This is a genomic window from Chitinophaga ginsengisoli, assembly GCF_003014595.1.
GTDB lineage: Bacteria > Bacteroidota > Bacteroidia > Chitinophagales > Chitinophagaceae > Chitinophaga > Chitinophaga ginsengisoli.
On record NZ_PYGK01000004.1, the window covers coordinates 71,274 to 86,868 of the forward strand.

The 15,595-nt window shown below is 47.2% G+C and carries 15 protein-coding genes; 9 read left to right on the forward strand and 6 right to left on the reverse strand.

Annotated elements, in window-relative coordinates; translation table 11 throughout:
- Nucleotides 1-93: 93 nt before the first annotated feature.
- The 3 genes from CLV42_RS11130 to CLV42_RS11140 all read left to right on the forward strand — a co-directional run bounded on the left by CLV42_RS11130 (nt 94) and on the right by CLV42_RS11140 (nt 3,810).
- Nucleotides 94-1,755 (forward strand): L,D-transpeptidase family protein, encoded by a 1,662-nt coding sequence (locus CLV42_RS11130; protein WP_106602000.1) that lies wholly within the window; start codon nt 94-96, stop codon nt 1,753-1,755.
- 29 nt (nt 1,756-1,784) lie between these two features.
- Nucleotides 1,785-2,678 (forward strand): helix-turn-helix domain-containing protein, encoded by an 894-nt coding sequence (locus CLV42_RS11135; RefSeq protein ID WP_245901607.1) that lies wholly within the window; start codon nt 1,785-1,787, stop codon nt 2,676-2,678.
- A gap of 124 nt (nt 2,679-2,802) precedes the next feature.
- Nucleotides 2,803-3,810: an aldo/keto reductase gene (locus CLV42_RS11140; RefSeq protein WP_106602001.1), complete on the forward strand. Its 1,008-nt coding sequence runs from the start codon at nt 2,803-2,805 to the stop codon at nt 3,808-3,810.
- 330 nt (nt 3,811-4,140) lie between these two features.
- Here the strand turns inward: CLV42_RS11140 and CLV42_RS11145 are convergent, their stop codons facing one another.
- Both CLV42_RS11145 and icd read right to left on the reverse strand, forming a co-directional pair.
- Nucleotides 4,141-5,373, reverse strand: coding sequence for an NADP-dependent isocitrate dehydrogenase (locus CLV42_RS11145; protein WP_106602002.1), 1,233 nt, complete (start codon nt 5,371-5,373; stop codon nt 4,141-4,143).
- Between the two features lie 191 nt (nt 5,374-5,564).
- Nucleotides 5,565-6,830 (reverse strand): NADP-dependent isocitrate dehydrogenase, encoded by a 1,266-nt coding sequence (icd, locus tag CLV42_RS11150; protein ID WP_106602003.1) that lies wholly within the window; start codon nt 6,828-6,830, stop codon nt 5,565-5,567.
- A gap of 89 nt (nt 6,831-6,919) precedes the next feature.
- Between icd and CLV42_RS11155 the strand changes: the two genes are divergently transcribed.
- From CLV42_RS11155 to CLV42_RS11175, 5 genes are all read left to right on the forward strand, one after another.
- Nucleotides 6,920-7,606 carry an SGNH/GDSL hydrolase family protein gene (locus CLV42_RS11155; protein WP_245901609.1) on the forward strand — a complete coding sequence of 229 codons (687 nt, stop codon included), beginning with the start codon at nt 6,920-6,922 and terminating at the stop codon, nt 7,604-7,606.
- A gap of 115 nt (nt 7,607-7,721) precedes the next feature.
- Complete coding sequence (locus CLV42_RS11160) at nt 7,722-8,504, forward strand: LiaF transmembrane domain-containing protein (protein WP_106602005.1); 783 nt, start codon at nt 7,722-7,724, stop codon at nt 8,502-8,504.
- Between the two features lie 34 nt (nt 8,505-8,538).
- A complete protein-coding gene (locus tag CLV42_RS11165; RefSeq protein WP_106602006.1) occupies nt 8,539-8,892 on the forward strand; it encodes a DUF4288 domain-containing protein in 354 nt (117 codons plus the stop codon).
- 27 nt (nt 8,893-8,919) lie between these two features.
- Complete coding sequence (locus CLV42_RS11170; RefSeq protein WP_211303432.1) at nt 8,920-9,978, forward strand: sensor histidine kinase; 1,059 nt, start codon at nt 8,920-8,922, stop codon at nt 9,976-9,978.
- On the forward strand, nt 9,956-10,696 hold the full coding sequence (locus CLV42_RS11175; protein ID WP_106602007.1) for a LytR/AlgR family response regulator transcription factor: 741 nt from the start codon (nt 9,956-9,958) through the stop codon (nt 10,694-10,696). The genes CLV42_RS11170 and CLV42_RS11175 overlap by 23 nt, the downstream gene beginning before the upstream one ends.
- A gap of 59 nt (nt 10,697-10,755) precedes the next feature.
- Here the strand turns inward: CLV42_RS11175 and CLV42_RS11180 are convergent, their stop codons facing one another.
- Entirely contained in the window at nt 10,756-12,636 is a 1,881-nt protein-coding gene (locus CLV42_RS11180) for an Nramp family divalent metal transporter (protein ID WP_106602008.1), read from the reverse strand.
- A 109-nt stretch (nt 12,637-12,745) separates the two neighbouring features.
- Nucleotides 12,746-13,411 carry a metal-dependent transcriptional regulator gene (locus tag CLV42_RS11185; RefSeq protein WP_106602009.1) on the reverse strand — a complete coding sequence of 222 codons (666 nt, stop codon included), beginning with the start codon at nt 13,409-13,411 and terminating at the stop codon, nt 12,746-12,748.
- A 135-nt stretch (nt 13,412-13,546) separates the two neighbouring features.
- On the opposite strand from CLV42_RS11185, the gene CLV42_RS11190 reads away from it, so the two are divergent.
- Nucleotides 13,547-14,467 (forward strand): hypothetical protein, encoded by a 921-nt coding sequence (locus CLV42_RS11190; RefSeq protein ID WP_106602010.1) that lies wholly within the window; start codon nt 13,547-13,549, stop codon nt 14,465-14,467.
- Between the two features lie 54 nt (nt 14,468-14,521).
- Here CLV42_RS11190 and aat read toward each other — a convergent pair whose 3' ends face one another.
- Nucleotides 14,522-15,166, reverse strand: coding sequence for a leucyl/phenylalanyl-tRNA--protein transferase (gene aat / locus CLV42_RS11195; RefSeq protein ID WP_106602011.1), 645 nt, complete (start codon nt 15,164-15,166; stop codon nt 14,522-14,524).
- A complete protein-coding gene (locus CLV42_RS11200) occupies nt 15,166-15,474 on the reverse strand; it encodes an ATP-dependent Clp protease adaptor ClpS (RefSeq protein ID WP_106602012.1) in 309 nt (102 codons plus the stop codon). The genes aat and CLV42_RS11200 overlap by 1 nt, the downstream gene beginning before the upstream one ends.
- Between the last annotated feature and the right edge of the window lie 121 nt (nt 15,475-15,595).

A 15,595-nucleotide genomic window follows, 5' to 3' on the forward strand; every position in this document is an offset into this window, starting at 1 on the left:
TTTACCCCTTTCTAACGCTAAACAATATATTTTTCAAAATTTGTATATAGCAAATAGCAAATGCCTATCTTTACCCCATTGTTTTAATCGCCAATGAAGTATAGGTTTCTAAGGGACAATTTAACTATTGCACTTGTATTGTTTTCATTGTTTGCCTGCCACAGAAAGCGGGTGCTCCGGGAAAAAGAAATAGTAAAGGATGTACGGCAACTAAGTGAAGTAATTCCGGAAAACATAGCAGAACGTCTCGAATATATAGTGGACAATGAAGATGTCATGGAGGATAGTGTGCCTGCGCTGCGCGGCGGGGCATTGACTTATTTCTACCAGCAGACCAGTAACAATCCCGTATGGTCTTCAGAAGGAGTGTTGGACCCCCAGGCAGATTCCCTGCTCTTTTATGTATCTCATGCCGATGAATCGGGGCTGAATCCGGCTATCTATCACAATGCGGCGTTGGCACAGGCCATGAAACGCCTTAAAGAAGATGATGCAGCCAGGAAGGATGCCGCGCTCTGGGCACAGGTAGACGTATTGATGACAGACGCTTTTATGAAGATGGCCTCTCATCTGCGTTTTGGTATCGCGCCGAGGGATAGTATCACCTTACGCAGGGATTCCGTTTATTCAGACACGCTACTGGCCAACTACCTGACAACCGCTCTACATCAGCATATCGTTGGCGCCACTTTGCGAAGTCAGGAGCCGCAGCAGAAGGGTTATGAACAGCTGAAATCAGCCTGGATCAACTTTAAAGGAAAATATAGTGAGATGAAATGGGATTCCCTGCCTGTCTCATACACCGATACGCCGGCCTTCCGGCAGCAGTTGATCAATCGCCTGGCACAAAGCGGTCACTTGGATACTTCCGGTGGCCATGGTGCTGATACGGCTATACTGAAGAAGGGCATCCGTGCTTTTCAGAAAGAATTTAACATGTATGAAGATGGCCAGGCCGGTAAAAAGACTGTCCAGGCACTGAATAAGACCTTCCGCGACTGGAGTGCGCAGGTGGCTGTGAATATGGACCGCTGGCGTAAACTGCCGGATACTCTTCCTGAGCGCTTCATCATGGTGAACGTTCCCGGGTACAGGATGGAACTATGGGATAGCGGGTCTGTAGCACTCACCTCGAAGATCATCGTAGGAGCGCCGCGTACACGTACGCCACTGCTCAATTCCCGTATGACCAATTTCATCATGTATCCCTACTGGCGGGTGCCTTTCAGCATCACTATCAAGGAAATGCTGCCTGCCATCAAGAGAGACAGGGCCTACCTGGCCAAAAAGAGCCTGGAGATCATTGACAGGGACGGGAATGCTATCAATCCCGACAGCGTGAACTGGAGCCGTATGAGTAAAAATTATTTTCCTTACGTACTCCGGCAGATGGACGGATTGGAAAACTCCCTGGGTATCATGAAGTTCAACTTTATGAACAAATATGCGGTATATCTTCACGATACAAATAACAGGGGCCTTTTCTCCAATGCTTACCGGGCGCTCAGCCATGGCTGTGTAAGGGTACAGCAATGGGATAGCCTGGCGATGTACCTCACTAAGGGCGACGCCCGTCACCCGCGCGACAGTATGCGTATGTGGCTGGCAAACGGCAATAAGAAACAGATCGATATCCAGCGTTCAGTGCCTATTTACCTGCGATACTTTACCGCAGAGGGAAGGGACGGCCGCATTGTATTCCATGAGGATATCTATGGGGAAGACAAGGTGCTGCGGAAGATAATGGGGATGTAAGAGCTATTTGATTTTCGTACCTTCGCCTCATGTCTGGCAATCTAACCGTAGCTGAAAGGGTGAAAGCAGGGATACCTGTTTTCTATAATAATACACCGCCTGATTTTAATGCCGCGTACTACGAAGTGAAGAGTGTGCCCATCTCTCTGCCTTATCACCGGCGCGACTATTTCAAGATCTGGATCATCATTGGTGATAGCAGATTACACTTTGCCGACAAGACTATTAATATTGAAAGAAACAGACCAGCCATCGTATTCTCTAATCCTTTAGTGCCTTATTCCTTTGAAACGGAAGACGACGAACGTCGCGGATACTGGTGTGTTTTCACGGAAGAATTCTTCAGGACCAAAGAACGGAATGAAAGCCTGCAGGAATCTCCCTTGTTCAGGGTAGGAGGGGACAACGTTTACTACCCGGATGAAACACAACTGGCTACATTCCGTCATTTATTCGACAGGATGATCGCCGAAGTGAATGCTGATTATGTCCATAAATACGACATGGTCAGAAGTTATATCAATCTCATCATCCATGAGGCGATGAAGATGCAGCCTGCAATGAATGCTGCCAGGCATAGGAATGCCAGCGAACGGATCGCCTCCCTGTTCATAGAACTGTTGGAAAGACAGTTTCCCATTGAGTCTCCACAGCGTACACTGGTGCTTAGAAGGGCGGGCGATTATGCAGCGACGCTTTCCGTACATGTGAATCACCTGAACTTCGCCGTAAAGGAGATCACGGGTAAGTCCACGACCACACATATCAAAGACAGGTTACTAAATGAAGCAAAGGCGCTGCTGAAACATACTGATTGGACCATAGCGGATATAGCTTACAGTCTTGGCTTTGAATATCCTAACCACTTCAACAATTTCTTTAAAAAAAACACCAACACCACCCCGCTCGCATTCAGGAAATGAATCGCCATTCATAGTAGCTCCTCCATTACAACTTATTTGATTTTTGTACTTTTTCCTTTGATCACGGCTCTTTTCCAGAGCCTTTGCCGGATACTTTTGTGCGATAAATAATTTAACAGATCGCATGAAGTATAAAGTATTAGGAAACACAGGACTGTCGGTATCCACCTTATGCCTTGGCACCATGACATTTGGTGGAAAGGGGATATACCAGGTAGTAGGTACGCTGGGACAGGCGGCAGTGAATGAATTGTTCAAACGTGCAGTAGAAGCGGGCATCAACTTCATAGATACCGCTAACATATACTCCGAAGGAATGTCGGAAGAACTGACCGGACAGGCCATCCGGAACCTGGGCTTAAAGCGGGACGACCTGGTGATCGCCACCAAGGTTTGCGCCGCAATGGGGCCTGGCGTCAATGACAAGGGACTGTCCCGCAAGCATATCATGCAACAGGTGGAAGCAAGTTTAAAGCGCCTGAATACGGACTACATTGACCTTTACCAGGCGCATGCCTATGATCCAATAACGCCATTGGAAGAGACATTAAGGGCCTTTGATGACCTGGTGACCAGTGGCAAGGTGCGTTATATCGGCGCAAGCAACAACGGAGCCTGGCATCTGATGAAGGCATTGGCTTGTGCAGAAAAACATAACCTGCATCCATATATCTCTATGCAGTCCCACTATTCCATCGCTACGCGTGAACTAGAGCGTGAAATAATCCCGGCACTGACAGACCAGCACGTAGGTTTGATGGTATGGAGTCCTTTATGCGCAGGCTTATTGAGCGGCAAATACAAGCGGAATGGTGAAGCAACGGATGCAGGTCGTTATAAACAATATTCCTTCATCCCTGTGGATACAGCACGTGCTTTTAATATCCTGGATGTGTTACACACGATGGCTGCAGAGAAAGGCGTCACTGTTGCCCAGCTTTCACTGGCCTGGCTCTTACATCAATCAGCTGTGACCAGTGTAATAATAGGCGCAAACAAGTTATCCCAGCTGAATGATAACCTGCAATCTACAGATGTTCAGTTCACAGAACAAGAACTACAACAATTGGACGAAGTGAGCAAACTACCGGTTGAATATCCCAACTGGATTTTCAATTGGAGGAATAGATAAAAATTGGAGGAATAAATAAAAAAGACATCTGATAAGTTAACCGTATAATCAGTAAGAGCGACAGCGGAAGTAGCAAGCGGTTTCAGATGGGAATGGCGGGCCTTCGGCTCTCCGGTGATACGACAGATGCTGCCCAATAGATATTCAAACCCTGATTCGCTTGACAACGCCCGATAGTCTTCCAGAGAGGCGCCGACCGCCATCCCATGCTGAAACCGGAGCTACTTAGCGTAAAAAACACTAAGAGAATCCATACCGAAACCGGCGTAAATAAAAAGAGGTTGTATCATTGATACAACCTCTTTTCTATATCAGTATGACGTACGTGGTTTACTTCTTCAGTTTCGCCTTCAGTGCGTTATCCAGTTCCTGGAGGAATTCTTCAGTGTACAGATAGTGCTTTCCGTGCTCAACTTTGTTACCGTGGATACATACAGCCAGGTCTTTTGTCATTTTACCGCTTTCTACTGTTTCAACACAAACAGCTTCCAGTGCATGACAGAAGTTGATCAGTTCCTGGTTTTTGTCCAGGCGGCCACGGAATTCCAGACCACGGGTCCATGCGAAGATGGACGCGATAGGGTTGGTAGAAGTTGGTTTACCAGCCTGGTGGTCGCGGTAGTGACGGGTTACAGTACCGTGTGCAGCTTCTGCTTCCATTACACTACCATCAGGAGTGATCAGGGTAGAAGTCATCAGACCCAGTGAACCGAAGCCCTGTGCAACAGTATCAGACTGAACGTCGCCATCGTAGTTCTTACAAGCCCATACGAAGTTACCATTCCATTTCAGTGCGCTTGCCACCATGTCATCGATCAGACGGTGCTCATAGGTCAGGCCTGCTTTCTGGAATTCAGCTTTGAATTCGTTCTGGTAGATCTCTTCGAAAATGTCTTTGAAACGGCCATCGTATTTCTTCAGGATGGTGTTCTTGGTACTCAGGTACAGCGGCCATTTTTTCATCAGCGCCTGGTTGAAACAAGCACGTGCAAAGCCTTTGATAGACTCGTCAGTGTTGTACATTGCCAGGGCAACGCCGTCGCCTTTGAAGTTGAACACTTCATGCTCGATCACTTCACCGTTCTCGCCTTCGAACTTGATGGTCAGTTTACCTTTACCTTTAGTTACGAAGTCAGTAGCACGGTACTGGTCGCCGAAAGCGTGACGGCCAATGCAGATAGGAGCTGTCCAGTTAGGCACCAGGCGTGGTACGTTGCTGGTTACGATTGGCTCACGGAATACAGTACCGTCAAGGATGTTACGGATAGTTCCGTTTGGAGACTTCCACATCTGTTTCAGCTTGAATTCCTTCACACGCTCTTCATCAGGGGTGATGGTAGCGCATTTGATACCAACACCTACTTCCTTGATAGCATTAGCAGCATCAATGGTCACCTGGTCATTGGTAGCATCACGATGTTCCATGCCAAGGTCAAAGTATTTGATATCAACATCCAGGTAAGGAAGGATCAGTTTATCTTTAATGAATTTCCAGATGATCCGCGTCATCTCATCTCCATCCAGTTCAACGACCGGGTTGGCGACTTTGATTTTTTCTGCCATTTCGACTTTGATTTTTAATTAGATACGAGTGTTCATTTGATAATCGTGAAATATACGATAACCGGGTATAATTTACAAGTTCCGCTTTTCACAGGGTGGCATTGCAACAATTCTTTGACAAAAAAATGAATTATTGCTGTCTAACCTACACCTTGAAAAGCGGAACTCTATATTTTATCTAACCTGTAGGGTTACAGGTGCTTGATCACTTCATCTGCAAATTCACTGGTTTTTACCAGGGTAGCATCGTCCATCAGCTTATAGAAATCTACGGTCACACGTTTACGTGCAATCGCAGTGCTGAGGCCGTGCGTGATGATGTCTGCAGCTTCTTTCCAGCCCATATATTCCAGCATCATTACGCCGCTGAGGATAACGGAGCTAGGGTTCATAGTGTCTGTATTGGCGAAGCGCGGTGCAGTACCGTGGGTAGCTTCAAATACAGCATGACCGGTCAGGTAGTTGATATTAGCGCCTGGGGCGATACCGATACCACCTACTGCAGCAGCAAGTGCATCAGAAATGTAGTCGCCGTTCAGGTTCAGAGTAGCTACTACGGAGTAGTCCTGTGGCGCCAGGAGGATCTGCTGAAGGAAGTTATCTGCGATAACGTCTTTCACGATCAGTTTTTTATGTGCGATGGCTACATTCAGTTCTTTGTTAGCCTCTTCTTCACCGCTGGCTTTTTTGGTAGCTTCCCACTGTTCCCAGGTATATACCTGGTCACCGAACTCACGTACCGCCAGTTCATAACCCCAGTTCTTGAAGCCGCCTTCGGTGAATTTCATGATATTCCCTTTATGTACCAGGGTCACGGAAGGCAGTTTCTTTTCCAGCGCATACTTCAGGGCGGCACGTACCAGCCTTTCAGTACCTTCTTTGGACACCGGTTTGATACCCAGGGAGGAAGTTTCCGGGAAGCGGATCTTCTTCACGCCCATTTCGTTCTGCAGGAAGTTCAGGAGCTTTTCAGCCTCCGGCGTTCCGTACATATATTCTATACCGGCATAGATATCTTCCGTATTCTCGCGGAAGATCACCATGTCTACCTTTTCAGGATGTTTCACCGGAGAAGGTACTTTATCAAACCAACGTACAGGGCGTACACATGCATAGAGGTCCAGTTCCTGGCGCATTGCCACGTTCAGGGAGCGGATACCGCCACCTACTGGTGTGGACAACGGTCCTTTGATGGATACCAGGTACTCTTTAAACGCATCCAGTGTTGCTTTTGGCAGCCACTCACCTGTTTGCTGAAAGGCTTTCTCCCCAGCCAGCACTTCTTTCCATTCTATCTTTCTTTTTCCACCATAGGCTTTTTCAACAGCTGCGTCAAATACACGCACACTCGCCCGCCAGATATCAGGTCCTATTCCGTCACCTTCAATGAAAGGAATAATGGGATGATTAGGCACCTGTAACTGGCCATTGGTCATTGATATTTTTTCTGCCGGCATAAAACAGTTTCTTTACGAGTTTCGTAATTATATTAATCGAGCGCAAAGGTACGGAATCCACACATCTTATGGGCTACTATATATGTTCTATGGTCTTTTTCTTATTTTTAGCTACTAAAAAAGAAGAGATCCCTATGATACCGGGTAATCAACATTCCCAGGACACTGCTGTCAGCAATTTTACCTATCTGGCCCTGGGAGATAGCTATACAATCGGAGAAAGTGTGCCTGAAGAGCACCGTTTTCCCGTACAGGCGGCCGGGCTGCTGGGGGCAAAAGGTATTCACGTTGCTGCTCCCCGCATTATCGCTAAAACAGGCTGGACCACCGATGAACTGGAAGCTGCTGTCAATGAGGCGGCCATTACCGATACCTTCAGTATTGTGACCCTGCTCATTGGGGTGAACAATCAATACCGTGGCCGTAGTGTAGCAGAATACAAGACAGAGTTCACCCGCCTGCTGAAACAAGCCATCCGGTTTGCCGGAGATCACTCCGACAGGGTAGTGGTCCTGTCTATACCAGATTGGGGGGTGGTACCCTTCGCCGAAGGTCGCGACAGACAACAGATCGGCGAGGAAATAGACGCTTTTAACGCTGCTAATAAGAGTATTGCCAAGAAGTTCCGGGTGCACTATCTCGATATTACCGCCGATAGCCGGGAAGCCGCCACAGATCCCAGCCTGGTGGCCAGCGACGGACTACATTACTCCGGTAAGGAAATGGCCATCTGGGCCGGTAAATTAGCCGGTATAATGGCCGCCATCTTACACTGATCATTTTTACCGTCTTTTTCATGTCGTTTACCGGGAATGAGCATCCTGTTAGCCTAAATAGGCTTTCATAACCCACGCGCTCTTCCTAAGTTTGTATCGTAAATGTTAAATATCTATGGATAACCAAGAATATACGAAAGACGAAAGGCGGGCGAAAAGGATAGCTGAAAGAAGAGCCGGGAGAGAGTTAAGAAGAACTGAGAGAAACGAGGGCTATAAATTCGGCAAAGGCATCATCTTTTTACTGATCGGTATTTTCCTCTTCGTAAGGACCCTTGATCCAAATGTCCCTGAGTGGGTATTTTCCTGGCAGACATTGCTGATGACGATAGGCGTCATTGTGCTGGTAATGAGCAATTTCAAGAACTGGGGCGGTTTGATCATGATACTCGTGGGCACCATTTTTATGATAAAAGAATATGTGTATCTCTCATACGATGTTACACGGTTCATATGGCCTGCTATCTTTACTGTAGTCGGCCTGGCGCTGATCTTCGGGAAAAGACAGGAATCTACCATGAAGGACAGACGGGTATTGCCCCCGGGTACTACGGTAGAAGATTATGTTGACTCTTCCGTTATTTTCAGCGGCGAGAACAGGGTCGTGGTATCCAAACAGTTTAAAGGCGGAAAGGTAGTAGCCATCTTCGGAGGCGCCGACTTTAACCTGATACAGGCCGATTTCGAGGACAGGATCGAATTTGATGCCACCTGCATCTTCGGTGGTATTGAACTGATCGTGCCGGCCAACTGGGACGTACGCCTGGATATGCACACCATCATGGGTGGCGTAACCGACAAACGCCCGGTAGAACTACTGGCCAACAATTCCGACAAGATCTTCGTGATCAAAGGCACCTGCATTTTCGGCGGAATTGAGATTAAAAACTATATCTGATCAACTTTATTTCATCCTCTAATAATCATATCTTATGCAATGGTTTGTAGCGAAGATCGTTTACCAGATCATCACCGGAAATGGAGATCATCACCCACAGTTTGACGAACAATTACGACTGATTAGTGCTAATACCCGTGATGAAGCATGGAAACGTGCCAGCGAGATAGGCGTTCAGGAACAATATGCTTTCAGAAATCAAAGACAGGAACTGGTAGAATGGCGCTTCATCAGCGTACCGGAAGTGAATGTGCTGGATAACCTGGGCGATGGTATGGAACTCTATTCACGCATTGAAGAACCAGGAGATGCCAAGGCTTATATTTCCTGGTTACAGGTAAAGGCGAATCACCTGAAAGGACAGCAACTGCTGGACGTACGCGCCTAATTCATTATTCATCTTTATTCAGACTCTTTGGCAAATCCACTACTGGCAAACAAATCTTTCAGATGGGCTTTAATAGGTACTACCTACGTGTTTACCATCCTGCATGCCTATCTGTTGATATGCTGGTTTAACATCAGCGACAGTATAGCATGGACGGACAGCGTAGTGCATAATGTGATGCTGGGCTTAACAGGTGTAGCTGTTTGTTTCAGTATGTCGCATTACCGGCCGGCAAAAGGTAAATACATTTTTCTGCTGGCCTATTGTACAGGACTTACAATCGCATGGGAAACCTTCAGCTATTGTACCCTGTATCACATCTTTGATTCAGTAACTTATTATCAGCACTGGCTGATCGTTGCGCTCCCCATACGTTTCATCATAGGTTGGCTGGTGATTGTGGCGCTGGGTTTTAAAAACATGATGTGGTACAGTATGGAAGATCAGCGGGAAGAGCTGGCACGTAAGGAAGCTACGGAGCGACTGGCAAGAGAGGCAGAGTTGTATAAACTGAGACAGCAGCTGCAACCCCACTTCCTGTTCAACAGTCTGAACTCCATCAATGCGCTGATCGCTTTACGCCCACAGCAGGCAAGGGAAATGGTACTGAAGCTGAGCGATTTCCTGCGCGGCACACTCAAACGTGAAGATCAGCAATGGATCTTCCTGCCGGAAGAACTACAGTATCTGCAGTTATATCTTGACATAGAAAAAGTGCGTTTTGGTCACCGTTTAGCTACGGAAATTACTGCGGATGATGATACAGAACGTTTGATGCTTCCACCAATGCTCCTGCAGCCTGTTGTGGAAAATGCCATCAAGTACGGACTGTATGATACAACAGAATCTATTACGATTTCAATTACCGCATGGCAGACAGATGACATGCTCTATATACAGGTGCAGAACCCTTTTGATCCTGAACTGCAAACACACAGAGGTACAGGCTTTGGGCTCTCGTCTATCGAACGGCGGCTCTACCTGTTATTTGCCAGAAGAGACCTGCTGGAAGCAACCGCAGACGGAAACATTTTTACTACCCTGATTAAAGTGCCGCAACTATATGATAAAAGCAGTAATAATTGATGATGAACCCCTGGCGCGTGAGATTGTAAAGGAATACCTGCTATCCTTTCCGCAGGTACAACTGATGCAGGAATGCGGAGATGGATTTGAAGGGTTAAAGGCGATACAACAACAACAGCCGGATATTATCTTCCTTGATGTACAGATGCCTAAAATTAATGGCTTTGAAATGCTGGAACTGGTGGAAGAACTGCCCGCTGTTATATTCACTACTGCCTTCGAAGAACATGCTATCCGTGCCTTCGAAGTGAATGCAGTAGACTATCTGCTGAAACCATTTTCAAAAGAACGTTTTGATAAGGCAGTACAGAAATGGCTGGACCGTCGTGTAGCAGATGAACTGCAGCAAACGGCCGCTGTGCTGGAAACAGCAGCTGCATCACCATTGCAGAGTAATAGAGTAGTGGTGAAGATCAGTGGTAAGATCAAGATCATTCCCGTACAGGATATTCACTACCTGGAAGCGGCGGATGATTATGTGAAAATAGTAACGCCGGAAGGAACTTTCCTGAAGAACAAGACTATGCAGTTCTTCGAGACTTCGCTGGACCCGCAGCAGTTTGCGCGTGTACATCGTTCCTACATGCTGAACATTAACCAGGTGACGCGTATTGAACCTTATGAAAAGGAAAACCACCTGGCCATTTTAAAGACCGGCGCCAAAGTACCGGTGAGCAAGACAGGATATCCGAGGCTGAAAGCAGCATTAGGATTATAAGATATATTGCTTTTTTCAGGAGACAAGGGAGAGATGTTTACCATCTTTCCCTTTCTTTTTTATTGTACTACCAATACAGGTATTCTTACTTTATGCCTCACCTGGTTGGTGGTTTCACCATAGATCCAATCTTTGATACCGGTATGTCCATGGCCGCCAAGTACCAGGAAATCAGCCCGCTCTTCTTTTACGATCCTCACAATTTCTTCCGCACGGTGCCGGTAACCCAATAGTCCTTTAGCCCTGATATTCTTTGCTTGCAGCAGCGTGATATAAGCCTGCATCTGCTCTTTATCCTTCCTCGTTTCAAAGTCGTCAGACTCTCTTCCCAGGTATCTCGCAGAGGCGCTTTCCACTACATGTATAAGCAGGTATTCCGTCATCGGATTTCCATGGGCCAGTGCATTAGAGATGATCCTTTCATCGTCTCTGCTGAAGTCCAGCGCCAGCGCAATGCGGTTATATACAGGTGGCTGAATATCTCCCAGTGAGAAATCAGGTGTAGTATGAATACGTGAAGATGCCTTCTGCTGATAACGGCTGATAAGCGGGTAGGCTATCGTAACAGCGATAAGTGCCAGGAAACCCACACCAACTGCAATGATCAGGATATCCACCCAGATATTACCGTTATTGCTGATATACTTTGCTGCTTCAGTATACACCATGCGGGTATTGAGGTACACCAGTACGGCTGTGATGATCCAGCTGATGATTTTCACCAGCGGTCCCACGGCATAACTGCCCATGGTTTTTTTATCGCTTACAAAATGTATGAGAGGAATGATGGCAAAGCCGAGTTGTAAACTTAACAGTACCTGGCTGAATACCAGCAGTTCGCCTACTTTCTCCGGACCGGCGATCAGTATTACGAAAAGGGCCGGGATGATAGCCAGCAATCGCGTAAGGAGGCGGCGCAGCCAGGGATTGATACGCAGTCGCAGGTAACCTTCCATAACGATCTGCCCCGCCAGTGTACCTGTAACGGTGGAGCTTTGTCCGGCAGCAATCAGTGCAATGGCAAAGAGGGCAGGGGCCCATTTACTGCCCAGCAGCCCTTCCAGCAAACGGTGTGCATCCTGTATCTCGGCAATATCTGTACGGCCGGTTTTGAAGAATACCGCCGCCGCCAGTATCAGGATGGCGGCATTCACGAAGAAGGCCAGGTTCAGGGCTACAGCGCTGTCTATAAAGTTGAGTTTCAGTGCCTGCCGGATACCCTTTTCATCCCGCTGGATCTTACGGGTCTGTACCAGCGCTGAATGCAGGTACAGGTTGTGTGGCATCACAGTCGCCCCGATGATGCCAATAGCGATGTATAAAGCGGTATTGTCGGGAATGGTGGGTATAAAGCCTGTCACCACTTCACTCATGACAGGTTTGGCCATTACCAGTTCTGCCAGGAAGGATACGCCTACAATCGCCACCAGGGTAATGATAAAGGCTTCCATCTTCCGGATACCATAGCGCTGTAATATCAGCAGCAGGAAGGTATCCAGTACGGTGATGCTTACGCCCCATTGCAGGGGCAGGCCTGTCAGCAGTTGTATGCCGATGGCCATACCCAGCACTTCTGCCAGGTCGGTGGCTGCAATGGCCACTTCGGCCAGTATGTATAAGGTGAAATTAACGCTGGCGGGATAGGTTTCGCGGTTGGCCTGCGCCAGGTCTCTTCCTCGAACGATGCCGAGACGGGCGCTCAACGATTGCAGCAGGAGGGCCATGAGATTACTCATTAAGAGCACCCACAGCAATGTATAACCATATTGGCTGCCGCCTGCCAGGTCGGTAGCCCAGTTGCCCGGGTCCATATAGCCTACGCTGACGAGATAGGCAGGACCAAAAAATGACAGCAGTTTACGCCAGCGGCTGGTGCTGGGCACAGTAGTATCTACACTCTGATGAACTTCGCCTAACGAGGTTGTGTGCTGATGATTCATATGTTAGCTGTTATGCAGTCGCAGACCTCTGCCGGTTGTTCCTTGTACAATGTGTCAGGAGTGACCTGTATGCGTGTTAATGGCCGGATGTTATCGTCTGCTGACTGCTTTATATCGGTTTGACCATTATATTTTTTGAGACCTGCTCACTGATAGTAAAGGCAGGTTGATTACGGATCTTCAGTTCGATAGAGTTGTCAAACTCATACCGTTCTATGACATCCAGTTGTGTCCCTAACCTGATACCTTTGGCATTCAGGAATTCAAGTAGCGCGGTTGACTTGTCAGAAACGGCTACCACTTCCAGTCTTTTCGCTTTGGCTTTATGCAAAGGCGTATGTGTACGGGGCTTGCCCATTTTACCCTGGGCGTCAGGAATAGGATCGCCATGAGGATCTATCTGTGGGTTACCCAGGAATTCGCTGAGACGATTGGTCATCTTTTCGCTCCGTACATGCTCCAGCTCTTCCGCCAGCTCATGTACCTCCTCCCAGCTGAATAACAATTTATCTACCAGGAAACATTCCCACAGGCGATGCCTGCGGATGATGGATAGTGCCGCCTTTTTCCCTTCGGCAGTCAGATTGATACCCTGGTATTTTTCGTATTCGATGAGTTTTTTCTCTTTGAGTTTTTTAGCCATGTCAGTAACCGACGCCGGCTTGGTATCCAGTTCACCGGCTAGTGCATTGGTTGAAACCGCTTCCTGTCCCTCTTCTTCCAGTTTATAAATTGACTTAATGTAATTCTCCTCTGCTATCGACAAATTCATCATTCCTTAAAATAAAGTTTAGGTAAATCTAAATAAAAGGTGTGAGAATTACAAATACAACGGGCAGAGCAGGACCCTTATTTTGATCATATCATTTTTTTCTCTAACTTTTCGGCCGTAATAAACAAGCATATACGCATGAATAAGCTCGTGTTAGCGCTGTTGACTATCGGTTTACTGGCCGGTTGTGGATCAAAAAAGAAGCATTCAGGAAAAGAGGCATTGACGTTTGAAGATTTCCGCCAATTATTTACTCCGGCCAAACTACCTTACAAACTGACCCCGGAAGCATTACGGGAAAAATCATCTGATTCCACGATTATTTCGCCGGAATTAATGAAACAGTTCCTGATTGATACCCTGGGTAAATCAGACTTTCCTGAAGGCACTGTTATTAAGTTCTATCCGCTGGCGGCCATAGATGGCGCTAACGTGAACTATTTTGTAGTAAAGGCAGTGGGTAAAGCAACAAACACAGCGTACGTATGCTTCCTCGATAAAAAAGGGCATTACCTGAACCGCCTGACCGTTGCCAAAGTGGACGACAAAGCAGATCAGCATTATTTCTCTATAGATACCCGTCAGGTGATCAAGATCACCAACGAAAAAGAACTGAGCCCGGGCCATACTGCCACCAGGGAAGACTTCTATGGTGTTGCAGAAGATGGGAAGACCACACTGATCATGACCAACAGCAACGGAGAAGCCGCTGCTGGTCAGATCTTCAACCCGATCGATACATTGGCAGCTAAGCATAAACTGTCGGGCGATTACCTTTCCGGCGAAACTGCGATCGTATCTATTCGTGACGGAGAAGATCCGAAATCATTCCTGTTCTTCATTTCCTTCACAAAAGAAAAGACAGGTTGTAAAGGCGAACTGTCTGGAACAGGACATTATACAGGCGCTAACAAAGGCGAATACAAAGACAAGGAAACATCCTGTGGTATTGCTTTCCAGTTTGCTTCCGGTAAGGTAAGCATCAGGGAAATAGGCGGCTGTGGCGCTTATAGGGGAGTGCGTTGTTTCTTTGAGGGAACTTATAGTAAGAAGAAGTAAGTACGATCAGTATAAAAACAGACTCCGCTTCATGTACAATGGGGCGGAGTTTTTTTATTGGGATTTTTTGATGATGTGGAGGAAGTCTTCGCGGGATATCATTCTTGCGCCCAGCGAGGCCAGATGATCTGTATACACCTGGCAGTCGATCATTTCCAGGCCCTGTTGCGCTGCGTATTGTACAAAGGTGATAAAGGCCGCTTTGGAGGCATTGCTGACACGGGCAAACATAGACTCGCCAAAGAAGCAGTCGCCGAGTTGTATGCCGTAGAAGCCGCCCACCAGCTCATCACCCTGCCAGCATTCTATGGAATGTGCATAGCCGGTTTCATGCAGCACCGTATAGGCGTTTTCCACCTCATTAGTGATCCAGGTGCCATCCTGACCAGGCCTGGGCGCCTCTTTACAGCCCCTGATCACTCCCCGGAAATCTTTGTTGATGGTAAAAGTGAATATGCCCTTCTTCAGCACCTGTTTCATGCTGGCGGAAATCTTCAACTCATTGGGAAATAATACGAATCTTGGATCGGGGCACCACCAGAGAGCAGGAGGTTCATTATACCAGGGGAAAATACCTTCACTGTAAGCCAGCAGTAATCTGTCGGGCGACAAATCCCCACCATAGGCCAACAGTCCATCCGGCTCGGCCAGATCAACAGGTGGGAAAATCAGATCATTGGTAAGCTGGAATACCGGCATTAGCTTTCAACTGCTTCTTCAAGAGTAGCGCTGATGCCCCTGTCAAGCAGTGCTTCGCACATAGGGCGAAGGCGGGAGAATTCACCCTGTTTTACGGCATATTTGCCATTGTGATGAATGATCAAAGCACATTGTTCAGCCTGTTCCGGGGAATGATCGCACACTTCAATCAAAGATTGGATCACCCAGTCGAAGGTGTTAACCTCATCATTCCATACAATGAGGCTGAAAGGGAACTGCTCATCCTCAGCCACCAATACATCTTCCCATTCTTTTGTTTGCGTGCCTGTTTGCTTACGCTGGCTCATAATCCGGTAAAAACTTTACACAAAACTACAGCTAATAATCGTTAAATTAAATAGGAAAGTTTTAAACCGACGCTACAGCAATGATTTTGAGAATCATGGGGTTAACATAATCGGTAAGCAT